The following is a 26,201-nucleotide window of genomic DNA, read 5'->3' on the forward strand; positions in this document are numbered from 1 at the left end:
TAAATTAAATTTTGTGCACAATAAAATTTTAATTGATAAAAGGAGAAAGAGTTATGAGTATGACTGATCGTCTTACCGAGGGGCTATTAAAGGTCGCTTCAAAAATTTCTAATCAACGTCATATGACAGCGATTAAAAATGCATTTACTGCTTTGCTGCCAATTATTATTACGGGAGCATTTTGTACGCTGTTTAGTAATGTTGTGTGTAGTACAACTACTACAGGAATCAGCTTAGCTAAAATTGATGGATTTGCTTGGCTTGAAGAATTGACACCATTATTTACCGCAGCTAATTACGCTACTTTAAATTTCTTTACGATTGGTACAGTAGTGTTAATAGCAATTGAAATGGCTAAACAATTAGGACATAAAGAGACAGTGGCACCAGTTGTTGCAATTTCTGCATATGTATCTTTGTGCGATTCGTTTACTAAAGTTGCAGTTGAGGGAGTAACTGATTTAGTTGAAGTAGTCAATGTATTGCCGCGTGAGTTTACTAATGCACAAGGATTATTTTTAGGAATGATCGTAGCTATTGTTTCAATGGAAATATATTGTCGCTTAGCAGATAGTGGAAAATTAGCAATTAAAATGCCCGAATCAGTGCCATCAAATGTTTCATCAGCATTTAATGCATTATTTCCGGCAGTACTTACAATTTTGATTATTTCGGCCTTTGGACTTTTATTTACAAAAGTAACAGGGAATTCAATTTACAATATGATTTCAACATGGATTCAAGCGCCGTTAAGAGGTATTTTGACAGGATTACCGGGATATTTATTAATATTCTTCCTTTCAACTTGTTTCTGGGTTATTGGTATCCATGGTACTCAAGTATTAAAACCGGTTTATCAAGCAACCATGTTAGAAGCTGTTATCGCAAATACTGATGCTGCAGCTAATGGTCAAACCCCACAATTTATTTTAAATGAAACATTTATTAGTTGTTTTACAACAATGGGTGGAGCAGGCTGTACGATTGGACTATTATTTGCTATGCTGCTGGCATCAAAACGTTCCGACCATCGAACAATTGCTAAACTATCTTTAGCCCCTGGGCTATTTAATATTAATGAAACAATGACTTTTGGATTGCCAATTGTATTAAATCCAATTTTTATGATTCCATTTATTTTAACACCTGTCATTACCGCAACATTTGCATATTTTATGACAGTAATTGGTTTCTGTGGAAAAATGATTTATGCAGTTCCGTGGACTACTCCACCATTACTAATTGCCTGGTTAGGTTCGGGAGGAAGTATTGGGGCAGTTATTACTCAAGCCCTTTGTGTAGTATTATCATTTATCGTTTATTTACCATTTGTTTTTGCTGCAAATAAGCAAGAAAATTAATCAAGGAGAATAGAGATGGCAACAAAAGTAATCAAACAGAACAATCGGGGATTGACTCTACGACAACAAAATATTTTAAGGATGAAAGAGGAGCTCAATAAACCAGATGAAAAAGCATTACATCCTTTCACTAAATATAAAATCATCACATATTTTTTAGTTATTTTATTTCCACCTATTGCGATGTATCGTGTTTGGAAAAAGGATTCTACTTTTGATATCACAGAAAAAATTGGGCAAACTTTGACTTGTGTGCTCTATGTTTGCTATCTAATTCAATTAATTTTTTAAATCTCCAGTTAAAACTGGGGATTTTTAATTAGTAATTTTTAGAAAATGAAAAAAATGTTGCTTCGTCAATAAAAATATTATAATGAAGAAAAATAAGATACGCGAGGATAGAGAGATGATTATTGATAAAATGAATACCCTAGAAAATCTTACTAATCAAGAAAAAGCAGTTGTCGACTACATTATTGCTAATCCTAAAGCTTTATTGGAAATGAGTGTTAATGAGTTAGCTAATGCAAGTTATACTAGTGCATCGACAATTACAAGATTATGTAAAAAATTAGGTACTAAAGGATATGCTGATATGAAATTTATTTATGTATCAGAATATCCTGAAATGATGAAATTAAAGGATTCATTAAAAGTAGTACCATTCAGTCGAAATAGTGGAATTGACGATATTATTCATACTATGCCGTTAATTTATTCACGTGCTATTGATCATACTCGCAGCATGCTCGATCGTAATACGGTTATTCGCGTAAGCAACTTAATGAAGCGAGCACAAGTAATTGATTTATACGGTGATGGAATCAATTTTGAAATTGCTCGTAATATTTGTTACAAACTTGACGAAATCGGAATTTCAGCAAATGCTTATAACAGTATCCAGTGGAATCACTGTAAAAGATTGCAGCAAGATAAAATTCCTTCATTTTCAATCTTATTATCACATACTGGTAAAAATCCGAGTATGGTTGATGCTGCGAAACGTTTAAAACAATATAATATCCCTAGTTTATCAATAACCGGGAATGTTGATAAGCGGTTATTGAATCTAACAGATTATAATTTTCAAATTATGATAACAGAAAATACCTTTGAATTTTCAACAGTAATTTTTACTATGTCATCACTATATATTTTAGATATCTTAGTAGCATCTTTAATTGTTCATAATTACGATAAAATAGAACGGCATCTTGAAGAATTGATTGGGCAGCGCTATGATTGGCAAAATGACTAATGGTTGATAATTTCAAAAAAGCTTAAAACAAATTATAATATTTGATAATTCTAACCGAAACAATATATCGATATGGGCAACTGCTGATTAAAAACTTATAATAAAATTATATAGGAGGAGTTATGATGAGAAAATTTCCAGAAGGTTTTTTATGGGGCGGTGCAACTGCAGCTAATCAAGTAGAAGGTGGCTGGAAAGAAGGTGGAAAAGGTATTTCGGTTTCTGATTGTGCCCGTCATCACCTTGATGTTGATGTTGAAAATTATAAAGCTCATAATCATATTACTAGTAAAGATATTGAAGAAGCATTAGCAAGTGATGACGATAGTTTGTATCCAAAACGGCATGGGAGTCAGTTTTATTATCATTATAAAGAAGATATTAAAATGTTTGCAGAAATGGGGTTTAAAGTTTACCGGATGTCGATTGCCTGGTCGCGAATTTTCCCTAATGGTGATGATGAACAACCAAATGAAGCGGGCTTAAAATTTTATGATGATGTATTTGATGAGTGTGCAAAGTATGGAATTGAACCACTTGTAACAATGTCACATTATGAACCCCCATTAAATTTAGTATTAAAATATAATGGCTGGTATAATCGTAAATTAGTTGGATTCTTTGAAACGTTCGTAAAAACAATTTGTGAACGTTATAAAAATAAAGTTAAATATTGGCTTACTTTTAATGAAGTGGATAGTATGATTCGTCATCCTTATACTACTGGTGGTTTGATTGAAGATCGTTTTCCAGGAATTAAATGGAATCAGGTAATTTTTCAAGCAATGCACCATCAATTTGTAGCTAGTGCGTTAGCAACAAAAATTTGTCATGAAATTATTTCTGATTCAATGGTAGGGTGTATGTTGACTAAACTGACATACTACCCTTATAGTTGCAAACCAGAAGATGTCTTACAAGCCCAACAAGATATGAGAGGTACATATTGTTATAGTGATACTCAAGTATTTGGTGAATATCCTGCTTATTTATTAGCAAAATTTAAAAATGAGGGAGTAGAAATTGTAAAAGAACCTGGTGATGATGAAGTGATGAAAAAGTATCCTGTTGATTTTGTATCATTTAGTTACTATATGTCATCATGTTCAGCTGCTAGTAGCGAAGGTTTAGATACAGCAGTTGGAAATACTGTCACAGCAGTTAAAAATCCTTACTTGCCTTCAAGTGAATGGGGCTGGCAAATTGATCCAATTGGTTTAAGAATTTCAATGGTTGATTTATATGACCGTTATCGTAAACCGTTATTTATTGTAGAAAATGGTTTGGGTGCAAAGGATGTAGTTTTACCTGATGGAACTATTGATGACCAATATCGGATTGATTATTTCGATTGTCATTTTAAAGAAATGCTTAATGCTATTGAAATTGATGGAGTCGAATGTTTAGGATATACTTCTTGGGGATGTATTGATATTGTTTCAGAATCGACAAAGCAAATGAGTAAAAGATATGGCTTTATTTATGTAGATGCTGATGATTACGGTAAGGGAACATACAAACGAATTCCTAAAAAAAGTTTTTATTGGTATAAAAAGGTAATTGAAACTAATGGAGCATGTTTATTTGAGGACTAAGGTCCTCTTTTTTGTGGATTATAAAAAACTTAATTAGATTACATTGACTTTCCCCTTAGGGCAAGGTGTAAGATGAACATAGAGATTAGTAGGAGGTACTAATTTATGTTATCAATTGGGGAGTTTTCAAAGATATGCCAAGTTTCGACTAAAACATTACGATATTATGCTGAAATTGGGCTAATTTTACCCGATGAGATCAATCTGGAAAATGGTTATCGATATTATTCTATTGATCAGTTAGAAACAATGTTATTTATTAATCGCTTAAAATCATATAATTTTTCACTAGAAGAAATTAAAGAAATTCTTGAAACAGAAGAAGCACAGGATGAAAAATTATGTAAAGCTTTAATGAAAAAGAAAAAGGAGATTGATTTAAAAATCCAAAATTATCAAAATTCTTTAGCGCAGCTGCATGAGGATATCACAACTCTCCAACAAGGAAAATCAATTATGTCGTATCTAGATAAAATTGATGTGCAGCTAGTAGAAATACCGCCTATGAATTTACTGAATATTCGTAAAATGATTCAAGAAGATGAATTTGCTGAAGCATACAGTAATAGTTTTGGACAATTGTTTAGAGAAATTATGACCGATAAGTTAACAGTAACCGCGCCACCGATGGTACTTTTCCACAGCTCAGAATTTACTTTACAAGGGTTAGATACAGAATTTGCCATTCCTGTACAAGAAACAAATAATAGAACTAGAGAATTTGTACCGGGAACATGTCTTAAAACGGTTGTTCATGGCTCTTATTCTAATTTGTCTTCGGTATATATTAAACAATGTGAATGGGCGGAAAAAATAGGTTATAAAAATGATGCCCCTTTGTATGAAGTATATGTAAATGATCCATCACAGGTTACAAGTGACAAAGAACTTATTACTGAAGTTTATTATCCAGTAAGTAAGCTTAAAGTTTGATGAAAATAAAGGAGAACTAGATGAACCAAGAGAAAATAATGCAGTTAGAAGAAATCATTAATACAAAATATGATAATATTACAGGAATTATTGGATTAAAAAATGGTGTAACAAAATATGAAAATTATTTTAATGGGGGTAACGTAAATAGTACGGTACATGTTGCTTCTGTTACTAAAAGTATTATTTCAATTTTAATCGGGATAGCTTTAGATAAAGGTTATATAGAAAAAATTGATCAAAAGATTATAGATTTTTTTCCGAATTATGTAATAAAAAACAATAATTTGGCAATTCAAAAAATTACTATTAGAGATATGATGACGATGACTGTACCTTACAAATATCAAGAAGATTCTTATATTAAATATTTTACAAGTAAAGACTGGGTTACTTTTTCCCTTAATTTACTAGGTGATTGTGGTGAAATTGGAAAATTTCAGTATGCTCCATTAATTGGGCCAGATATATTATCAGGTATTTTAGTTAATACTACAGGAAGATCAGTATTTGATTTTGCTACTGAATATTTATTTACACCACTTGGAATTGAAGTTAAAGATAAAATCACTTTTAGCAGTGAGGAGGAACAAGTAGCTTTTCTTAAAGCTAAAGATATTAACGGCTGGGTGATAGATTCATGTGGCATTAATGCAGCAGGATGGGGACTTACGTTATCAACTAGGGCGATGGCTAAAATTGGGCAATTATATCTAAATCAAGGACGATGGAATAAGCAACAAATTGTTTCAAAGCAATGGGTTATTGATTCAATAAAAAAACAAAGTTATAATGATGAACTTAATTTAGCATATGGATATTTATGGTGGCTGCATCAAGATGGTTTTATGGCAATGGGTGATGGGGGAAATGTTATTTATGTAAATATCATGAAAAAAATAGTAATATCGATTACTGCTACGTTTAAACCAGATGTTAATGATCGAATTGAATTTATTAAAGAATATCTAGAACCGCTATTTGATGAATAATTAAATAAGAACAGATAACTTTAAAGTTATCTGTTCTTTAAATAGGGGAATATAATGGACAAAATAAAAATTAGAGGTTTGATTCAAAATAATCTTAAAAATATTGATTTAGATATTCCCAAACATAAAATTGTAATCTTTACTGGGGTATCAGGGCCGGGAAAGTCTAGTATTGTTTTTGATACGATTGCCACAGAGTCAGGTCGTCAGCTAAATGAAACTTTTGCGGCTTTTATAAGGGGAAAATTGCCACAATATGTTAAACCAAATCTTCAAAGTATTGAAAATTTGTCACCAGCGGTTATTATCGATCAATCTTCTTTGGGTGGGAATATTCGTTCAACAGCTGGAACAATTAGTGATTTGTATACTGATTTACGCATTTTATTTTCTCGTATTGGTAAGCCTTATTTTGGCAGTGCCGCGCGTTTTTCTTTTAATGATCCCGCCCAGTATGTTCGGGATTAGGAGAAGTAATGACAATTGAGGAGGTTCTTGACTTCTTTGATAATGCTAAAATTACTAAGAAGCTTCAACAATTAGTCGATGTGGGATTATCGTATATGACCTTAGGTCAGTCTTTAACAGCTTTATCTGGTGGTGAGATCCAAAGGATCAAGTTAGCTCAAGCTTTGAATAAAAAAGGGAATATATATATTAGATGAGCCGACGACAGGATTGCACCCGTGCGATATAACGAAATTGATGAAATTATTTAATTCGCTTGTCGATAGCGGTAATACAGTTATTATAATTGAACATAATCTTGATGTAATTAAACAGGCTGACTGGATCATTGATATTGGTCCTGAAGGTGGTAAAAATGGAGGCAAAGTTGTATTTCAGGGAACCCCCAAGGAAATGATTACAACTTCTCAGACCCTTACAGCAAAGAGTATACGGGAAACGACGGAGTTATTAGAGAAAAAATAAACTGTTCTTAAGATAGTTTATTTTATTTTAAATTTTTGTATTAAGATATAATTTTAGGGTTTCCTTTTTTTAGGTGAATAATGTAAATTATTTGGTTATTATCAGACTTTTTGTCGATAATCTCACAATTGAAGAAGTGATATTATTGTGATATAATTTTCAAGTATCTTACAAAGAATGGAGGTCTGGAAATGGAATATCAAGATAGACTGTTTAATCAGAAAAATAGAGCATCTATGGATAAAATCATTAATAATTTACCAGGTGGGATTATTGTTTTTGAAATGCAGGAAAATAAGATTAAAACATTATTTTCAAATGACGGAACTTATCAGTTATTTGGATATAGTAAAGAAGCTTTTAAAACGGTTTTCCATAGTGATGTTTTTGAAATTGTTTATCAACCTGATTTAGCACCTCTACAAGAAGAATTTTATGAAGCTACTAAGAATAGAGAATCATTTGAGCATGGCTGCCGTTGTTTTCGTAATGATGGGACATTGATGTGGACATATTTTAGAGTGAACTATATTGGCACTGAAGATGGCCGAAATGTGTTTGTTGGATTGATTACCGATAGTTCTAAAGAACGCCTGCTAGAAGAAAAATCGCGAATTAATGAGGAAATGTATCATATTGCATTTAATCAAAGTAATGTATTTTTATTAGAATATGATCATCGTAGTAAACAGGTTTCTTGTTCAAGTGAAAGTAGTGCAGCGTATTTTGATTCAGCTGCTTTTTCAAATATCCCAGAATCATTGATTGATAGTGATTTGATTCACGAACGTTCATTTGATGATTTTTATCATTTTTATCATCAGATTATTGGTGGCGTAAAAACAGGGGAAGTTAAATTAAAAATGCGTGCACTTAATAGTGATAAATATATTTGGATTCATGTTAAATTCACTAATATTTTTGATGATGACAATCAGCCGATCAAAGCCGTTGGAGTTTACCAAAATATTGATGAGCAAGTGCGACTTGAGTCACGTTATCTTCAAGAAATTAAATATCGTCAAAAATTAATGCAACGCTCAATTACAAATCTTGAAGTTAATTTAACTACTGATGAAGTGATTAAAGCACACAATGTTACATATAATCTTTTAGGATTAGATGAAAAAGCAAGTTATAGTGAATTTATTAAAAAGATGGTTACATTAGTTGCTGATGAAGATAAACACTTATTTTTAGATACTTTTGGATTGGATAATGTACGTCAAGCTTACCATGATGGTAAAGATGATCTGAGAATTAGTTTTTTATTTTATCGTCCAACGAAAAAGCGTTATGGTTGGGTATCTACGCATATGATGTTTTTATATAATGAAGAAACTAATCAGTTGATGGGCTTTTTTTATGCTAACGATATTGATGATGATAAACGTAAGACGATTGAATTGACACGGCAGGCGCGGACTGATGCTTTAACCGGATTAATTAATCGTCGTGAATTGGAACGGGTAATTACATCAGAGATTCAGTTAGTTGAACCAGGTAATTATGGAGCCTTATTTATGATTGATGTAGATAATTTTAAATTAGTTAATGATGCAAATGGACATAGTGCTGGTGATGAAACGTTACGTTTTGTTGCTAATCGATTAAAGTCATTATTCCGTGGTGATGATGTTGTCGGTCGTTTTGGGGGCGATGAATTCATGGTCTATATGAAAGAAGTAGGAGCTAAAAAAGATGTTATTTCTAAGGCAAAACAGGTTAGTGAGGCACTAGCAACGACTTGTCCAGGAAGTAAAATTGATATTTCATGTTCAGTTGGTGTCACTTTTGTCGAGACTCCTCGAGTGATATTTGATGAAATTTATCATCAAGCTGACAGTGCTGCTTACGAAGCTAAAAAGAATGGAAAAAAGAGCTATCATATTTTTGAATAAAATGCCTGCGGGCATTTTTCTTTTAAGGAGGAAATTAAGGTGAATGGTAATAAAGTTAAAGTCATGGCACAAGGTGCGATGTTGGCATCATTATTTGGTGTACTAGGAGTTATTAATCTTTATACTGGGAGTATCTTTGATATTGTTTTAGCTTATGTTATGGTTATTGGGCTTGTATATTATACTTATTTATATGACTATCGAGCAGGATTGAGTGTTTTAGCAGTTACTTTTGTAATTTTATTTTTAGTTGGTGAATTATTTTTTACATTTTATGTTACTTTTACTTTAGTGATGGGGATATTTTATGGGTATTGTCTAAAACATGAAAAGCAGAAATGTTTTTCTAAATATGGCTTAATGATCATTTCAGCAATAAAAAACTTTTTAATTTTCTTTCTATTGGGAGGATTATTAGGAATCAATGTTTATCAAGAGGGACTTGAGATGTATAGAGAGATTATTTCGTTAATACCAATGTTAAAAAATATTCTAACACCGGAAGTATCATTTGCATTGCTGTGGATATTTCTATTTATTAGTGAATCTTACATCGTTCGTGTGTATTCAAATATAATCGTAAGCAAATTGATGAAAAGAAAGTAAAATTAATGTATAATGATATTATTCTAGAGGTGGTGAGCTAAATGACAGTAAAGATGACACGAATAAAGAATGTAGTGATTGCTTTATTATTGATTGAATTTATATTTGCTTTGATGGGATATGTATTTCTTTCTAGTAATACATCTTTAGTTCTGGCTACATATATATTTATAAAGAATGTTATTGTTCTAGGATTTATCTTTTATTCATCAAGTTTGGCTAATGAAAATAATTTAAGTGTTAGTGAAGCGTTAAATAATGAAGCTAAAAATGCCTTTATTTTTGGTGGAATCGGCCTGATTAAATATGATGAAAACCGGAATATTTCTTGGATCAGTGATTTATTTACTGAGATGAAATTAAATATTGTTGGTAAAAAATTATTAGAATGGCAACCGTTATTAGCTTCTTTATTTGAAGATGATGATATTAAGGTGATTGATATCAATTCTCGTAAATTTGAGGTTTATAATAGTAAGGAAAGCCGTTTATTATATTTAAAAGATGTAAGTGATTATGTAGGGATTAGTAAAGAGTTTGAAGATCAGCAGGTTTGTGTTGCGTATATTACGGTTGATAACTATGAAGAGTCGATTGAACAGGCTGATGAACAAACAGCTGCTTCAATTCAATCAACAACACGCCAGATCGTATTAGATTGGGCAAAAGAAAATGGAATTGTTTTGAAACGCTATAAAAGTGATGGTTATATTGCAATGTTTAACGAAAGGACTTATCGTAAACAGGTTGAAGATAAGTTTAAGATCTTGGATTATTTTAAAGAACAAGCAGAGCAGTTAGGACAAATGATGACATTATCTATTGGAATTGGACGAGGAAGTAATATTCTCCGTGAACTTGATGAGCTGGCTTTTTCTGCGCTTTCGCTGGCTTATTCTCGAGGCGGAGATCAGGCTACAGTTAAATCAAATGATGAACCAATTCGTTTCTTTGGTGGAAATAGTGAAAGCTATGAAAAATCAAATAAAATTCGTGCCCGTGTAATTGCTCAATCATTAGCGGGATTGATTCGTCAGGCTAATAATGTTTTAATTATGGGGCATAAACAATCGGATTTTGATTCTTTTGGTGCTTCAATCGCAATGTATTCAATTTGTAAAGCCTATGGGAAAAAGGCACACATCATTATTGATTATGATTCATTGGAAGAAAAGACTGGGGTAATTGCTCGGAGCCTGCGTGATGATGAACGTTATCGTGGAGTTTTTATTACACCGGCTAGAATTAATGAATTTAATCACAGTAAAACCTTGCTGGTGAATGTTGATAATCATAAACCGTCATTAGCAATCGATGCTAATGCACTTGATATAATTAAAAATAAAGTTGTAATTGATCATCATCGTCGTGGTGAGGAATTTATTGAATTACCATTGCTGACGTATTTAGAGCCGGCAGCTTCGTCAACTGTTGAGTTGATTGTAGAATTATTTGATTATCAAAAAGAAAATGTTTGTGTGACTGAACGTGAAGCGACAATCATGTATGCGGGAATGTTGATCGATACTAATTATTTTAGGACACGTGTAGGAACTAGAACATTTCAGGCTGCAGCTAAATTAAAAGAGATGCAGGCGAATGTATCAGAAGCTTATAAATATCTAGAAGATGATTATGATACGACTCTAACAAAATTGTCAATTACGCAAACAGCATATCGTTATGGTGAAAATATCTTGATTGCTTTTGGACGTCAAGATAAAATATATAGTAGAACATTGTTAGCAAAGGCTGGTAATGAGCTATTAGGTATTAGTGGAGTTAAGGCGGTATTTACAGTAGGTCGTACAGGTAAAGAAGAGGTATCTATCAGTGCACGAAGTACCCGTGATGTTAATGTGCAGTTAATTATGGAAAAATTAGGTGGAGGCGGTCATTTTTCTATGGCAGCTTGCCAATTAAAGTATGAAGATGTAACGATTGCAATTAATTTATTAGAGGAAGCAATCAACGAATATTTAGATGAAAGGACGAATGAATAATGAAAGTTATTTTATTACAAGATGTAAAAAAAGTTGGTAAAAAAGGAGAAGTTGTTAAAGTAGCCGATGGGTATGGACAAAACTTCTTAATTAAAAACAAGTTAGCAGTTTTAGAAACAAATACAAGTCGTAAAATTGTTGAGAGTCAAAAAGAAGCAGAGCACCAACAAGATTTAGAAAATCAAGCAAAAGCTAAAGAATTAGCTAAAGAAATTGAAAGCATTACTTTAGAATTTACTTTAAAATCAGGTAAAGATGGTAAAACTTTTGGTAGCGTTTCTACTAAACAAGTAGTTGAACAATTAAGAGAAAAGTATGGTATTAAAATTGATAAAAGAAAATTTATTGATGCTCATCCAATTGGAGCATTAGGATATACTAAATTAAAAGTAGATTTATATAAAGGAATTATTGCAACAATCAATGTTCATTTAAAAGAACGATAGGAGAAATGTATGGCCAATCGAGAATATCCTCATGACATAGAGGCAGAAAGATCATTATTAGGTTCAATGCTTATTTCAAAAGATAAGTGTATTGATATCTTGAATAAAACAGTTGAAGATGATTTTTATGATGACAGTCATCAAGCAATCTTTAAGGCAATGGCTGCAATCAATGAAGAAGGCACTCCAGTAGATGTTACCACGGTAACATCTTATCTTATGGATCATAGCCAGCTAGATAAAATAGGTGGTGTTGATTATTTGCTTAGATTAAGTGAATCTGTACCAACTGTAGCGCATAGTGAATATTATTTGAAGATATTACATAATAAAGCAACATTGCGAAGAATTATTCGCGAGACAACTCAAATTGCTGAAAATGCTTATGGTGATGTTGAAAATATTGATGCTTTTATTGATGAAACTGAAAAAACGATTTTAAAAGTAACTCAAGATCGAAGTGCTGGTGAATTTAGAGATATTCGAGGGGTTATTAAAAGTGTTACGGATCGTTTAAATTTACTCCAAAAAATTGATGGAAATATATCTGGGGTAAAATCTGGGTTCCGTGATCTTGATAAGATTACATCTGGTTTTCAAAAGGGAGATCTAATTATTTTGGCTGCACGTCCAGCGATGGGGAAAACAGCCTTTGCCTTGAATCTAGCCCATAATGCAGCGTATAAAGCTGAGGAACCGGTTGCTATTTTTTCCCTGGAAATGCCTGCTGAACAGCTTGTTCAGAGGGTTATCTGTTCAATGGGGGGAATAGAAGGTTCTTCTATGAGAACAGGTGAAATTTTAAAAACAAATGCAAATAAATATTATGCCGCAGCAGAACGAGTATCTAAATGTAATATGTACATAGATGATAGTCCGGGTATTAAAATCAATGATATTGTTGCAAAAAGTCGTAAATTAAAAAGTGAGCATGGCTTAAGGATGATTGTAATCGATTATTTGCAATTGATTACAACTGCTTCTAAAAATAAAGAAAATCGACAACAAGAAGTATCTGAGATTTCAAGAACGCTAAAGGCATTAGCCAGAGAACTTGAAGTACCAGTTATTTCATTATCACAATTATCACGTTCAGTTGAACAACGACCTAATAAACGGCCGATGATGTCTGACTTAAGAGAGTCTGGGGCAATCGAGCAGGATGCCGATATTGTTTCGTTTATTTATCGTGAAGATTATTATAAAGATCCTGGAGAAGAATCAGAAGATAATGGATTAACAGAAATCATTATTGCAAAACATCGTAATGGGGCAACAGGTGAAGTTAATCTTGCTTTTGAAAAGAATTATAGCCGTTTTTCTGATTTGGCTCAAATGGGTCCAGACGGAACAAGTGAAGGCGTGCGTGATCTTAGAAGTTAAGGAGGAATTAGATGTATCATCAATACCGTGAAGGTTGGATTGAAGTAATTAGTGGATGTATGTTTGCAGGAAAAACAGAAGAGTTGATTCGACGCATCAATGTATTAAGCTATGCTAAGAAGAATATTATTGTGTTTAAGCCTAAAATAGATAATCGTTATTCTGATAGTGAGATAGTTTCTCATTCTGGTGCTAAAGTACCTTGTTTAGTAGTTGAAAAAGCCCAGGATATCTTAAAGAAAATTGAAGCTGATACCGAAGTAGTAGCAATAGATGAAGTGCAGTTTTTTGATAAAGATATCGTTGAAGTTTGTGAATATTTAGCTGATAAGGGAATTCGCGTAATGGTTGCAGGCTTAGATAAAGATTTTAGAGGTGAGTCATTTGGCGTGATGCCTGAATTATTGACTCGGGCAGAGTTTGTCACAAAGTTAACAGCGGTTTGTGCTAAATGTGGGGCCCCGGCGACAAGAACACAACGTCTAGTTAATGGTAAACCAGCAGGATTTGAAGACCCTATCGTGATGGTTGGGGCTGATGAAAGTTATGAACCAAGATGTCGTCATTGCCATCAAGTTCCTAATAAACCGCATAAATTCTAATTATGAGAGATTTTTATAGTTTGGGTTATAAAAATATAAAGAAGCAGGTTTTAATTTGGTTTTAGTGCTGTCAAGTAGACACACTGGTTAAATTCAACCTTCTTTTAAAAAGTACGGCCTAAAGCAAAATAAAGACAAGTTACGTTAGTAACTTGTCTTCGTTTTTATGATTAAAGGGAGGGTAGTTTTCTTACTACACTAATATCATAAAATAGCTAGGTGAACTGAATGTGAACTAAATAATAATATTAGAAATATTTAAAAGTTTTAAAATGTAAATAAAAGACGATGAATTCAAACAAAATTTATTTTGCTTATTTAGTATGTTTATTATATAATATGAGAGGTTTGGAGGTATAAATCATGAATGAGAGTATGTTAGATCGTTTAAAAACAATGGAGAATAGATATGAAGAATTAGGACATATGCTGATGGATCCAGATATCGGTAGCGATATTAAGAAAATGACGGAAGTTACAAAAGAACAGTCATCACTTCAAGCAGCATATGATTTATATCAAGAGTATAAAGAAGTAGAAGCTGGGATCAGCGATGCTAAAGAATTAGCTAAAGAAAGTGATCCTGAAATTAAAGAAATGGCTAAAATGGAGTTAGCGGAGTTGGAAACACGCTTACCTGAGATTATAAGCAAGTTAGAAATTGAATTAATTCCAAAGGATCCCAATGATAATAAAGATGTAATTATGGAGATTCGTGGTGCTGCTGGCGGTGATGAAGGAAATATCTTTGCAGGAGATTTATATCGGATGTATGTAAAATATGCAGAGTCTCAAGGTTGGAAAGTTGAAGTAATGGAAGCTGTTGATGCCGAAGCAGGTGGCTATTCATTAATTTCTTTCATGGTAAAGGGTGAAGATGTTTATGGTAAATTAAAATTTGAATCTGGATCTCACCGAGTACAACGGGTTCCTAAAACCGAAACGCAAGGACGTGTCCACACTTCAACAGCAACTGTTCTAGTAATGCCGGAAATGGAAGAAGTAGATGTTGAAATTAATAAAAGTGATTTAAGAATTGATACATATCGTGCTAGTGGTGCAGGAGGTCAACATATTAATAAGACTGATTCTGCAGTAAGGATTACCCATCTTCCAACTGGAATTGTGGCAGCTAGTCAAGATGGACGTTCACAACACGATAATAAAGATAAAGCAATGAAAGCTTTAGTTTCACGAATTTATGATTTTTATCAGCAACAACATGACGAACAAGTTGGTAGTGAAAGAAAGAGTAAAGTTGGGTCTGGTGATCGTGCTGAAAAAATCAGAACATATAATTATCCTCAAAATCGAGTAACTGATCATCGTATTGGTTTAACGATCCAACAATTAGATCGTATTGTTGATGGAAAATTAGATGATATTATTACAGCTTTGATTAATGAAGACCAACGTTTAAAAATGGAAGGTCAACATTAATGGCAACTGTAAAAGAGCTGATTAAATTAGCAGAAAGCAGATTAGATGATGCTAGTAAAGATGTTAATGTTGCTAAAGTGCTGTTTTATCACCTTGCTGATAAACAACCGCATGAGTTATATTTAATGTATGATGAAGAAGTCAGTTCAGAACTAGAAGCCAAGTTCTTGGCAGGTATGGAAGAATATTATCAAGGAAAACCAATTCAGTATATAAAAGGCGTAGAAAACTTTTTTGGACGTGATTTCAAAGTTAATGAAGACGTTTTGATTCCACGTTATGAGACTGAGGAATTAGTGGAAAATATTTTATATCGTATTGATGACTATTTTGCTGAATATCAAAGCATTACTCTTTGTGATGTTGGAACGGGTAGTGGGGCGATTGCAACTAGTCTTGCTTTAGAAGAACCGCGTCTAAAAGTTTTCGCAACTGATATTTCTTTAAAAGCAGTTACAGTCGCTAAAGATAATGCAAAGAATCTGGGTGCTAATATTGAATTTATGGTTGGAGATATGTTAGAGCCATTATTAGAAAATGAAATAAAGGTTGATATTTTTGTTTCTAATCCCCCATATATTCCTCAAGAACAAGAAATCGAAGCAATGGTTAAAGATAATGAACCACATGTGGCTTTATTTGGTGGTAATGATGGGCTATATTTTTATCGTAAAATATTTCAGGGAGTCGAGCCATTATTGCAGGAACGGGCTTTATTAGCATTTGAAATGGGATTTGATCAACGGGAGCTTATGGAAGCAGCTCTTCAAGAATATTTTCCTAACGATCCCCATGAAATCATTAAGGATATTAATGGAAAAGATCGTATGTTATTTATTTATCGTAATCTTAAATAAGCACCGAAAGGTGCTTTTGTTGTATAATGAAATAAAGGTGGGATATGATGATCATTAATAAGTTAAACGATATTATCAATAATAGTCAAACGAGTGATCCTAGATATATGATCTCTAGCTTTATTAAACAAAATATTCTTATAATTAATTCCTTAACTATTAAGGAAGTAGCTGATGGAAGTCATGTTTCTAAAGCCATGGTCTCGAAGTTCGTTAAAGAATTAGGTTATGATAACTTTGCTGAGTTAAAAGAAAGTTGTTCGATGTATGTCGGAAGTCTTGGATTAAAGGATCGATATTTTCAGTTAGATAGTGATTTTAGAAGTAATAGTTCAGATTTAGTTGTGCGAATGAATAATTTATTAACCAATACAGTACATCAGATCAATTATAATGATCTAGATATGCTCGTAGAAGATATTAGAAATTGTTCTTGCCTATTTTTGTTAGGTCATGGAGAGGCAAAAGGACTATGTTCAATGATCCAAATTGAATTGGATGCACTTCAAATACCGATTATTGTAGTAGATGTTGATTTTAGAAAAGAATATCGAATTGGTGATCACGCTGTATTTTTAATTATCAGTGTTAATGGTAATACACTAATGTATAATCACCGAACAATTACTAAAATATTAAAGCAAAAACAAAAGGCTTGGTTAATAACTTGCAATCAAGAAATTGCTTTTGCTGGGAAAAAAATTTATGTTCCCTCTGTTGATTCTACATTGAATAAGATAAATATCCGCTTTGTGACAGATTTGATTATTGCCAGATTGCAACAAAACCAAGAGTAAATATTTTAGTTCACAGTTTGTGAACTATTAAGTATTTATTCTTTTTTTATAGTAAGGTAAGGATATAGTAAAAAGGAGGAATGAAAGATGGCTTTTTCAAAAGATTTTTTATGGGGTGGAGCAACTGCTGCTAACCAATGTGAAGGTGGATATAATGAAGGGGGACGTGGTCTTGCTAATGTTGATGTAGTACCTCATGGTAAAGACCGTTTTCCTGTTTGCTTAGGAATGAAAGAAATGCTAGATTTTGAAGAGGGATACTATTATCCCGCTCAAGTTGGAATTGATTTTTATCATCATTATCAAGAAGACATTAAACTATTTGCTGAAATGGGGTTTAAAACATTTAGACTATCGATAGGGTGGACTCGTATTTTTCCTAACGGTGATGAAAATGAACCGAATGAAGAAGGCCTAAAGTTTTATGAAAATGTTTTTAATGAATGTCATAAATATGGAATAGAGCCCTTAGTAACGATTACTCATTTTGATATGCCTATTCATTTAATTAAGAAGTACGGCGGATGGAAAAATCGTGAATTAATTGAAATGTATAAAAAATTAGTTACTGTTCTTTTTACAAGATATAAAGGTCTAGTAAAATATTGGTTAACTTTTAATGAAATCAATATGATCTTACATATGCCATTTATGGGGGCAGGACTGATGTTTAAAGAAGGCGAAGATCAAAAAGAAGCTAAATATATTGCGGCTCATAATGAATTAGTAGCAAGCGCTTGGGCTACCAAGATTGCTCATGAAATTGATTCTAATAATATGGTAGGATGTATGCTGGCTGGAGGCGAATATTATGCATATAGTTGCCATCCTGCAGATGTTTGGGCTTCTATTAATAAAAATCGGGAAAATATAATGTTTATTGATGTTCAAGCACGTGGATATTATCCAAACTATGCTTTAAAAATGTTTGAACGTGAAGGTATCAATATTGGTATTACCACAGAAGATAAAGAAATTTTAAAGAATAATCCAGTTGACTTTATTTCTTTTAGTTATTATTCATCACGTTGTATTTCAACACAAGGAAATGTTGAAAAAACTTCTGGAAATGCTTTTGAGGGAACTAAAAACCCCTATTTAAAAACTAGTGAATGGGGTTGGGCAATCGATCCGTTAGGATTAAGAATCACATTAAATACTTTATATGATCGTTATCAAAAACCACTATTTATCGTTGAAAATGGTCTTGGTGCCAAAGATACAATTGGAGCTGATGGTTCAGTAAATGATGATTATCGAATTGAATATTTAAGAGAACATATAATAGAGATGGATAAGGCAATTAATGAAGATGGAGTTGAATTATTAGGCTATACACCTTGGGGATGTATTGATTTAGTGTCTGCTTCAACTGGTGAAATGTCAAAACGCTATGGATTTATCTATGTTGATCGAGATGATCAAGGGAACGGTTCATTAAAACGTTCAAAGAAAAAAAGTTTTGCCTGGTATAAAAAAGTTATTGCTTCAAATGGAACTGATTTAGATTAATTAAAAACATTGACTCATAAAAGTCAATGTTTTTAATTTTCTAAAATTTTCTGTTTTATGTATGTTTCAATCTTAGGTAGTGGAATATTTAGAAGAAGTGATATTTCTTCATGAAAAATATTTTTGGCTGCTTTAAAATATTTTAGTTCATAATTTTGAGTCTGTTTTTTTTGGTGACGAATATAGATTGTTTTAATTAGCTTGATCCACTCAACTTCATCATATTTATCTAGTGACTTTTGGTAAAGCTCTTGTCGATATCGTTCACTAGTTATGTTTAAAGTACGAATATATGGAATTCGTTCAACAATTTCCTCCATTTCAGAAGCTGTTATAACCTTTCGGACAAGTTCGGTGATATTCGTAATGATTGTTTCATTGGTTTGCCAAGTTGTTAAAATGCAAGTGTGATTGTGAATAGCGATAATTTGATAAAGATGATTGTTTTTATGAATAATATAGTCATTAATTTTATACATAAATGCTCCTTAATTTTCTTTCAAAGTTTCTAAAATAAATGGTAAAATTTGTTCTGGCTTTAAATTGAGTGTATGACAAAATTCATCATAAAGCATTTTTTCTGCGGTTTGTAAAAAATGCTGATCTTGAACATGAAATTTTTTTCCGGCTTTTTCTTGTTTTTGTTTATTTAAATACAAAGTTTTGGTCAATTTAACTAATTGTTCATGATTCCCATGATTAATAATATCATTATATTTTTGTTTTCGAATATTTTTATCATTGATCCAGATTGTTTCATTATCTGGCATCGTCTTAATTAATTCATAAATATCTTTCTTAGATAATACTTTTCGCATTTTTGATAAAGCCTCTTCATTATCTGTTGGGACAAGAATAGTTATATGATCATCCAATGGGGTTAAAAAATAATATTGCTTATCGATATTGTTAAGTTTGCGAGTAACAATATCCTTGATCTTACAAACACCTTCACGTCCATATAAAACGGTATCGCCAATTTTGTACATATAAATTCCTCCATATAATAAAAAAGTGTAGCTGCAACTGGACTTACGTTCCGCAAACTACACGTTGAGATAATATAATTATATCATTTAAAAAAATAATTTCATGTATCAATTTTAAAATCATTATCATAAATAGATTTTAAATTCAATAGTTTTTTTAATTTTTAGGTACCTATTTATGGTACTTAGTAAGTATTTTTGTAATCGCTTTCAATGAGAAAGGGTGATAAACTAAATATATCGAGGAGGAAAGAGATATGAAGAGATTAAAGAGATTATTAGCGATGGTCGTAAGTTTCGCATTAGTAGCAACAACATATTGCACCCCATTATTTGCTGTTGATGCTCCAGATACTTATAGCTGTCAATTATATGGGGAAGTGACAGATGCGGGTGAGGTCGTATCAAAAATGGTAATTGACTATGGTGCTGCTAAAAAGGTTACAGGTGTAGGGTTAGATACATTTACTGTTCATGCTAAAGCATCAACAGAAGATATTCGTCAAGGTACACAAGATACTAGCTATGGTGATTATGATCTTGACCGTAAAATTGTTAAAGTAGAAGTTGAAGGACAATATGTAAACATCTATTTTAATCAAAGTGAAGGGGCCACTTTAGCTTATTTAAGTTCAGGTAGAAATTATCCGGCTGAATTAACTTATACGGTTACACAAAATAAGCCAGTTACTTTAACAGCTGCAGATGGTACAGTTATTAACGATTCATATACCGGTAATTATACTTGTGATAATACTGTAATAAATGCAGAAACTGCTAAATTTGAATCAGTTAAAGTAAAGGATGGAATTAATTATCAATATTATGATGCTGGTAGTGCAGATTCATTGATTGTTTGGTTCCATGGTAATGGTGAAGGTGATTATTTATCTTCTGGCAACAATGTTGCACAAATGTTAGCTAATCGTGGTACAGTTGCTTGGGCTACAGATGAGACTCAAAATATTTTTGGAGGGGCTCATGTTATGGCTTTCCAAGCACCAGATACTTGGTATTATGCACAAAATGATGGTTTATTAGAAAAAGCGTATAATGAAATTAATGAAGTAATCAAAGCTAAAAATATCGATCCTGATAAAGTGTTTGTTTCGGGATGTTCAGCTGGTGGTTACATGACAACAAGAATGTTGATTGCTTATCCAGATTTATTTGCTGCTGCAATGATCAACTGTCCTGCATTAGATGTAGCAGATGCTCGTGGTGGAGAAACTCCAACTGATGCAGAATTAGCAAGTATTAAAAATTCTGATACTGCAATTTGGTTAGTTCAAGGGAAAACAGATAGCAGTGTTAAACCAGAAGATTGCTCAATCCGTTTATTTAATGCTTTAACAGATGGACAAGAATTAATTACTTCAGAACATAAACAAGATTTAAATTCTGATTTTACAACTTCTGAAACTAAAGATGGAAAATATAAATTATCTTTATATGAAACAGTAGCAGTAACAGATCCTAGTACAGGAGCAAGTTCTAATAAATTAGAATTTGCAGAAGATTATGATCAAGATGGTGTAGCAACATTAGTTCAATATAGTGATCACTGGTCTTGGATCTATACATTAAATAACAATCCTAAAGATGCTAAAGGTGTTAGTATTATGAATTGGGCTGCTGAATATGGAAAAACAGCAGAACAACCAACACCTGCACCAGTACCAGAAACACCAGCTGATACACCTAAAACTTCAGTTAAGACTGGTGATAGTGTGAGCCTTGGATTATACGCAATAACTACATTAGCAGGACTTTGTGGAATTGCATTATTAAAAAAGAGATATAATTAAAAGTAGTGAACTTAGTTGAGAAACTAAGTTCTTTTTTGATTAAATTGTTAAATTAGACTAACTTATTATTGAAAAGATGAAAAGTAAATGTTAAAGTATGTTAGATGAATATAACATAAGGAGAACGATATGAAATATCTATATTTTATGCTAGGAATAATATTTACAGGGATTGGAATGATTGGCGTAGTTTTACCAGTTTTACCAACAACTCCTTTTCTTTTAGTGGCAATGTTCTTTTTTACTAAAAGTTCTTCACGGGCTAAAGTCTGGTTTGAAGGGACAAAAATTTATCAAAATCATTTAAATGACTTTGTAACTAAAAGAGCTATGACATTGAAAACCAAAGTGATGTTGTTATCGTTTGCAAGTACGATGTTATTAATTGCATTTTTAATGATGGATAATATTTATGGAAGGATAACAATTGTTTTATTAGTAATATTTAAGTATTATTATTTTGCATTTCGAATTAAAACAATTAAAGAAGTGAGCAATGATTAATAAAAGATTAGTTAGTTATTTAAAAGAGGATAAAAAATATATTTATTTACAAGTTTTGATGCAGTGGCTGGCATTGATTAGTCAAGTAGTAATTGTTGCAATTATAGCTAATATGATCAATGAACTTTACCAGGGGCATCAAGTAAATAATTTTAGTATTAAAATCATAATCATAATTGTATTAATTTTGATTAAAGGTTATTTTGGTAAATTAGTATCATCTTTTTCTTTTAAAGCTGCAAAAAATATTAAAGGAAAACTAAGATGTGATATTTATCAGAAAGTATTATTATTAAATAATCATTATAGTGATGTAATCAGTACGGCTTCATTAACGCAATTAATGAGTGAAGGAGTTGAACAATTAGAGATTTATTTTGGTAAATATTTGCCACAGTTTTTCTATAGTATGTTAGCACCACTGACACTGTTCATTATTTTGGGACGAGTAGAATTCAAAGCAGCCCTAGTATTGTTTGTTTGTGTTCCTTTAATTCCGGTATCGATCGTCTTAGTTCAAAAGTTTGCTAAAAGATTATTAAATAAGTATTGGGGTCTTTACGGGAATCTTGCTGAACGCTTTTTAGATAATGTTCGCGGCTTGACAACATTGAAAGGGTATCAAGGGGATCAAGCTAAACATCTTGAAATGAATGAAGAAGCACAACGATTTAGAAATATTACGATGAAGGTTTTGGTAATGCAGCTAAATTCTATCAGCATTATGGATCTTGTTGCTTATGGTGGTGCAGCACTAGGAATTATTATTTCACTATACAGTTATCAAGGTGGAGCAATTGATTTAGGGCAAACATTTATGATGATCATGTTATCAGCAGAGTTTTTCATTCCGTTAAGACTGCTAGGATCATTTTTCCATATCGCTATGAATGGTAATGCCGCAAGTGAGAAAATTTTTAGGTTATTAGATACACCGGTAAATGATCATAAAGAATTAGAAATTACTGAGATTGAAAAAATTGAAATTACTAGACTGTCGTTTGGATATGATGAAGAAATAGTATTGAAGGATGTTAGTTTAGAAATTGATGAACCTGGTATTTATGGTGTGGTTGGAAGCTCAGGGAGTGGTAAAAGTACGATTGCTAAATTATTAATGGGTTATTATGATAATTATCAAGGTGTTTTAAGCTACAATGGAAATCAAGTCAATCAAGTCAAACATCAAAGTTTAATGAAACAAATAACAATGGTTGAACATAATCCTTATATTTTTGCAGGAACTGTCCGTAGTAACTTAAGTGATGGGAATGATAACTGTGATGATAGTATAATGATTGAGGTATTAAAGAAAGTTAATTTATGGAATTATTTTGATGGAGTTAATGGTTTGGATAGTGAAATTGAAGAGCGTGGAAATAATTTGTCTGGTGGACAAAAACAACGTTTAAGTATTGCCCGAGCATTATTGCATGATACTAGTGTTTATATTTTTGATGAAGCGACATCTAATATTGATATTGAAAGTGAAGAAATAATTATGAAAGTAATTGAGCAGATGCGTGATGAAAAAATTGTTATTTTAATTTCACATCGTTTAGCAAGTGTCGAAAATTGTAAATGTAACTATGTCTTTAGTCAAGGGAGATTAATTGGCTGGGGAAATCATAAAGAATTGATGAGAAATAATCCAGAATATATAGAGTTAGTTAATACCCAAAAAGAAATTGAGAATTATGGAGGCCAGGCAAATGCAAAAACGGAGTAATTTAAAAGTAGTAATCAGTTTGATTGCTTTAGTCAAATCAATGCTCTTAATCATGCTTGGAGCAATTATTTTAGGTGTTATTGGCTACTTGGCTGCTATTTTTCTAACGGTAATAGCAGGAGAAATCATGATTAAAGTAATTAAGCATGAGACTTTTACTAGTTTATTATATTTATTGATTGCTTGTGGAATTTTAAGGGGCTTTCTACGTTATGGGGAACAATGGTGTAATCATTTTATCGCATTTAAATTATTAGCGATGATCCGAGATATTGTTTTTGCGAAACTTAGAAAATTAGCACCAGCAAAACTTGATGGTAAAGATCAAGGAAACTTGGTAGCCATGATTACTAGCGATGTAGAACTTTTAGAAGTGTTTTATGCACATACAATTTCCCCAGTGATGATTGCTTTAATTGTTTCGATTATTATGATTATCTATATTGGATATTATCATTTTGCTTTAGGTCTTTTAGCAAGCACTGCTTACCTATTTATTGGTGTAATTATTCCTCTAATTGTTGGTAAGAAGTCGGGAAATATGGGGTTAAATTATCGGAATGATTATGGTAAGTATACTAGTTATGTACTAGAGTCTGTCCATGGTCTAAGAATTATTGATCAATTTTCCCGTGGTAATAAACGCCTAAAAGAAATAGATAAAAAAAGTGAGTTATTAAATGAGCAAAATAAAGAATTAAAAGATCTTGAGGGTCAATATCGAATGATTGGAGATATTTGTGTTAGTTTATTTTCACTAGCAATGTTTATCTTAGGATATTATTTATATCGCCAAGGATCAATTGAATTTAATGGCGTTTTAATTAGTACGATTGCTTTAATGGCATCATTTGGACCAGTCTTGGCTTTATCTTCATTAGCACATAATCTAGTTATTACTTTTGCAAGTGGAAATCGTGTTCTTGACTTATTAGCTGAAGAACCTCAAGTTGAAACTGTAATCAATGGATATCAGGGGAATTTAGGAACGATTGAAATAAATAATTTATCATTCAAATATGAAGCTGAAACGATTTTAGATAAAATCAATTTAAGTATTAAACCTGGTGAAATCATTGGAATTGAAGGACGAAGTGGAAGTGGTAAAACAACGCTATTGAAATTATTGATGCGTTTCTATGATCCTACTGACGGAGAAATTCTGATTAATGGTCATGACATCAAAACATGGCAAAGTGATTCTTTAGCGAAATTAATTAGTTATGTTACCCAAGATACATATGTTTTTAATGATAGTATTATCAATAATATTAAATTAGGGATGGAAACTAGCGATGAGGCTGTGATTGAAGCTTGTAAGAAAGCCAATCTTCATGAATTTATTATTAGTTTAAAAGATGGTTATGAAACAATGATCGGGAGCCTTTATCAGTCTTTATCAGGGGGACAGCTGCAAAGATTATCTCTAGCTAGAGCTTTTTTACATGATGCACCATTGATTCTATTGGATGAACCAACTAGTAATCTTGATAGCTTAAATGAAGCTTTAGTATTAAAATCACTAAGTGATAATCATCAAGGGAAAACCATTATTATGGTTAGTCACCGACCTTCATCATTAAAAATCTGTGATCGAATTATTAAAATAGAACAGGGGCGACAGAGTTAATGACGATTGATCAAGAAAAAGAATTAATTAGTATAATGATTAAAATCTATGAAGATGGTAATAAAGTCGATTTAAGTGATTTAAAAAATTATGCTTTTAAGCGAATTGAATTTTGCCCTCGTAAAGAGGAAAAGACATTTTGTTCATCATGCCCGATTCATTGCTATCAAAAAACATATCGGCAGCAAATTCGAGAAGTTATGAAATATTCAGGAAAAAGAATTATCTTCAAACATCCAGTCATTGCCTTCAAACATGTAATAAATACGCTAAAATATAAAATAATGAGCTAAAATAAACCGATTGTACTAGGTAATGATATTATGATATGATATCTAGAGGAATCGGGGTGGCTTGATGGAAAATCTAGAAACACAACGCTTGATAATTAGAGAGTTGGAAATAAAAGATGCTATGCGTTTGAGTGAATATCGTGATAAAAGGGAAGTTGCTTTCTATCAATCATGGTGGCGGTACCCTTACCAGAAAGCCTTAAAAAGAGTAGAGTATTGTGTTAAACATCCTTTTGATGGAAGTCGTGGTAATTATCAATTAGGTGTAGTATTAAAAGAAAATAATATTTTGATAGGTGATTATTTTTTAGAGGTCTTAGAATCTAATTCTATTACGATCGGTTATACTTTTGATAGTGATTATTGGCAACATGGCTATGCAATTGAATCGATGCGAGCACTTTTATTGGAGTTAAAAAATAGATATAATTTTAAAATTGTTTTTGCTCATGTTTATGATGACAACATAAGATCTATTCGTTTGCTTAAAAATCTTGGATTTGTTCAATATGAAACATCTAAGATCATGGGGGATATTGGATTTAAATTAAGATTATAACAACTGGTGTAAAACGGCTCCGTGTCAATAGTGGAGGGGCTTAAGAGATAGCGAAAGCTATCTCTTTTCT

27 protein-coding genes are annotated in these 26,201 nt (G+C 32.1%); 25 read left to right on the forward strand and 2 right to left on the reverse strand.

Translation table 11 applies throughout. The features are described 5' to 3' along the window. Positions 1-53: 53 nt before the first annotated feature. From KSU54_RS13280 to KSU54_RS13370, 19 genes are all read left to right on the forward strand, one after another. Positions 54-1,361, forward strand: coding sequence for a PTS sugar transporter subunit IIC (locus tag KSU54_RS13280; RefSeq protein WP_003535028.1), 1,308 nt, complete (start codon positions 54-56; stop codon positions 1,359-1,361). A gap of 15 nt (positions 1,362-1,376) precedes the next feature. Next, positions 1,377-1,652, forward strand: a complete 276-nt coding sequence (locus KSU54_RS13285; RefSeq protein WP_003535026.1) for a hypothetical protein — start codon at positions 1,377-1,379, stop codon at positions 1,650-1,652. Between the two features lie 115 nt (positions 1,653-1,767). Continuing rightward, complete coding sequence (locus KSU54_RS13290) at positions 1,768-2,619, forward strand: MurR/RpiR family transcriptional regulator (protein ID WP_008792388.1); 852 nt, start codon at positions 1,768-1,770, stop codon at positions 2,617-2,619. A 122-nt stretch (positions 2,620-2,741) separates the two neighbouring features. Continuing rightward, a complete protein-coding gene (locus KSU54_RS13295; protein ID WP_003535023.1) occupies positions 2,742-4,214 on the forward strand; it encodes a family 1 glycosylhydrolase in 1,473 nt (490 codons plus the stop codon). A gap of 105 nt (positions 4,215-4,319) precedes the next feature. Continuing rightward, entirely contained in the window at positions 4,320-5,147 is an 828-nt protein-coding gene (locus tag KSU54_RS13300) for a MerR family transcriptional regulator (RefSeq protein ID WP_003535022.1), read from the forward strand. A gap of 20 nt (positions 5,148-5,167) precedes the next feature. Continuing rightward, entirely contained in the window at positions 5,168-6,139 is a 972-nt protein-coding gene (locus KSU54_RS13305; RefSeq protein WP_117791913.1) for a serine hydrolase domain-containing protein, read from the forward strand. Between the two features lie 54 nt (positions 6,140-6,193). Beyond that, positions 6,194-6,607 carry a DNA helicase UvrA gene (locus KSU54_RS13310; RefSeq protein WP_117791914.1) on the forward strand — a complete coding sequence of 138 codons (414 nt, stop codon included), beginning with the start codon at positions 6,194-6,196 and terminating at the stop codon, positions 6,605-6,607. An 8-nt stretch (positions 6,608-6,615) separates the two neighbouring features. Beyond that, positions 6,616-6,804, forward strand: coding sequence for an ATP-binding cassette domain-containing protein (locus KSU54_RS13315; RefSeq protein ID WP_003535017.1), 189 nt, complete (start codon positions 6,616-6,618; stop codon positions 6,802-6,804). A gap of 40 nt (positions 6,805-6,844) precedes the next feature. Then, on the forward strand, positions 6,845-7,072 hold the full coding sequence (locus KSU54_RS13320) for a hypothetical protein (RefSeq protein ID WP_029481898.1): 228 nt from the start codon (positions 6,845-6,847) through the stop codon (positions 7,070-7,072). Between the two features lie 191 nt (positions 7,073-7,263). Further along, the gene (locus KSU54_RS13325; protein ID WP_003535014.1) at positions 7,264-8,973 is read left to right on the forward strand and encodes a bifunctional diguanylate cyclase/phosphodiesterase; all 1,710 of its coding nucleotides are present in this window, start codon (positions 7,264-7,266) and stop codon (positions 8,971-8,973) included. A 39-nt stretch (positions 8,974-9,012) separates the two neighbouring features. Then, positions 9,013-9,579: a DUF2232 domain-containing protein gene (locus KSU54_RS13330; RefSeq protein ID WP_003535012.1), complete on the forward strand. Its 567-nt coding sequence runs from the start codon at positions 9,013-9,015 to the stop codon at positions 9,577-9,579. 41 nt (positions 9,580-9,620) lie between these two features. Further along, positions 9,621-11,582 carry a DHH family phosphoesterase gene (locus KSU54_RS13335; protein ID WP_003535009.1) on the forward strand — a complete coding sequence of 654 codons (1,962 nt, stop codon included), beginning with the start codon at positions 9,621-9,623 and terminating at the stop codon, positions 11,580-11,582. After that, complete coding sequence (gene rplI / locus KSU54_RS13340; protein WP_003535008.1) at positions 11,582-12,028, forward strand: 50S ribosomal protein L9; 447 nt, start codon at positions 11,582-11,584, stop codon at positions 12,026-12,028. The genes KSU54_RS13335 and rplI overlap by 1 nt, the downstream gene beginning before the upstream one ends. 9 nt (positions 12,029-12,037) lie before the next feature. Next, positions 12,038-13,411 carry a replicative DNA helicase gene (gene dnaB / locus KSU54_RS13345; protein WP_003535006.1) on the forward strand — a complete coding sequence of 458 codons (1,374 nt, stop codon included), beginning with the start codon at positions 12,038-12,040 and terminating at the stop codon, positions 13,409-13,411. A gap of 11 nt (positions 13,412-13,422) precedes the next feature. Beyond that, positions 13,423-14,013, forward strand: coding sequence for a thymidine kinase (locus KSU54_RS13350; RefSeq protein WP_003535004.1), 591 nt, complete (start codon positions 13,423-13,425; stop codon positions 14,011-14,013). Between the two features lie 363 nt (positions 14,014-14,376). Further along, positions 14,377-15,453 (forward strand): peptide chain release factor 1, encoded by a 1,077-nt coding sequence (prfA, locus tag KSU54_RS13355; protein WP_003535002.1) that lies wholly within the window; start codon positions 14,377-14,379, stop codon positions 15,451-15,453. After that, entirely contained in the window at positions 15,453-16,310 is an 858-nt protein-coding gene (gene prmC / locus KSU54_RS13360; protein ID WP_003535000.1) for a peptide chain release factor N(5)-glutamine methyltransferase, read from the forward strand. Before prfA ends, prmC begins: the two co-directional genes overlap by 1 nt. Positions 16,311-16,357: 47 nt before the next feature. Then, a complete protein-coding gene (locus KSU54_RS13365) occupies positions 16,358-17,107 on the forward strand; it encodes a MurR/RpiR family transcriptional regulator (protein ID WP_009299395.1) in 750 nt (249 codons plus the stop codon). An 87-nt stretch (positions 17,108-17,194) separates the two neighbouring features. Continuing rightward, positions 17,195-18,619: a 6-phospho-beta-glucosidase gene (locus KSU54_RS13370; protein ID WP_003534996.1), complete on the forward strand. Its 1,425-nt coding sequence runs from the start codon at positions 17,195-17,197 to the stop codon at positions 18,617-18,619. A gap of 32 nt (positions 18,620-18,651) precedes the next feature. Here the strand turns inward: KSU54_RS13370 and KSU54_RS13375 are convergent, their stop codons facing one another. Together KSU54_RS13375 and KSU54_RS13380 are read right to left on the reverse strand one after the other, a co-directional pair. Then, positions 18,652-19,098 (reverse strand): hypothetical protein, encoded by a 447-nt coding sequence (locus tag KSU54_RS13375; RefSeq protein WP_003534994.1) that lies wholly within the window; start codon positions 19,096-19,098, stop codon positions 18,652-18,654. A 9-nt stretch (positions 19,099-19,107) separates the two neighbouring features. Further along, positions 19,108-19,608: a CarD family transcriptional regulator gene (locus KSU54_RS13380; protein WP_003534992.1), complete on the reverse strand. Its 501-nt coding sequence runs from the start codon at positions 19,606-19,608 to the stop codon at positions 19,108-19,110. A 257-nt stretch (positions 19,609-19,865) separates the two neighbouring features. Between KSU54_RS13380 and KSU54_RS13385 the strand changes: the two genes are divergently transcribed. The 6 genes from KSU54_RS13385 (at position 19,866) to KSU54_RS13410 (ending at position 26,131) form a co-directional block, all read left to right on the forward strand. Then, entirely contained in the window at positions 19,866-21,416 is a 1,551-nt protein-coding gene (locus tag KSU54_RS13385) for a prolyl oligopeptidase family serine peptidase (protein ID WP_003534990.1), read from the forward strand. Positions 21,417-21,545: 129 nt separating this feature from the next. After that, the gene (locus tag KSU54_RS13390) at positions 21,546-21,920 is read left to right on the forward strand and encodes a YbaN family protein (protein WP_003534988.1); all 375 of its coding nucleotides are present in this window, start codon (positions 21,546-21,548) and stop codon (positions 21,918-21,920) included. After that, entirely contained in the window at positions 21,913-23,649 is a 1,737-nt protein-coding gene (locus KSU54_RS13395; RefSeq protein WP_009299401.1) for an ABC transporter ATP-binding protein/permease, read from the forward strand. Before KSU54_RS13390 ends, KSU54_RS13395 begins: the two co-directional genes overlap by 8 nt. Next, positions 23,633-25,279 carry an amino acid ABC transporter ATP-binding/permease protein gene (locus tag KSU54_RS13400; RefSeq protein ID WP_003534984.1) on the forward strand — a complete coding sequence of 549 codons (1,647 nt, stop codon included), beginning with the start codon at positions 23,633-23,635 and terminating at the stop codon, positions 25,277-25,279. Before KSU54_RS13395 ends, KSU54_RS13400 begins: the two co-directional genes overlap by 17 nt. Further along, entirely contained in the window at positions 25,279-25,572 is a 294-nt protein-coding gene (locus tag KSU54_RS13405) for a nitrous oxide-stimulated promoter family protein (RefSeq protein ID WP_008792380.1), read from the forward strand. The genes KSU54_RS13400 and KSU54_RS13405 overlap by 1 nt, the downstream gene beginning before the upstream one ends. 64 nt (positions 25,573-25,636) lie before the next feature. Continuing rightward, the gene (locus KSU54_RS13410) at positions 25,637-26,131 is read left to right on the forward strand and encodes a GNAT family N-acetyltransferase (RefSeq protein ID WP_003534981.1); all 495 of its coding nucleotides are present in this window, start codon (positions 25,637-25,639) and stop codon (positions 26,129-26,131) included. Positions 26,132-26,201 lie beyond the last annotated feature (70 nt).

Source organism: Erysipelatoclostridium sp. MSK.23.31 (genome assembly GCF_019125875.1).
In the GTDB taxonomy this organism is placed as follows: domain Bacteria; phylum Bacillota_I; class Bacilli_A; order Erysipelotrichales; family Coprobacillaceae; genus Thomasclavelia; species Thomasclavelia ramosa.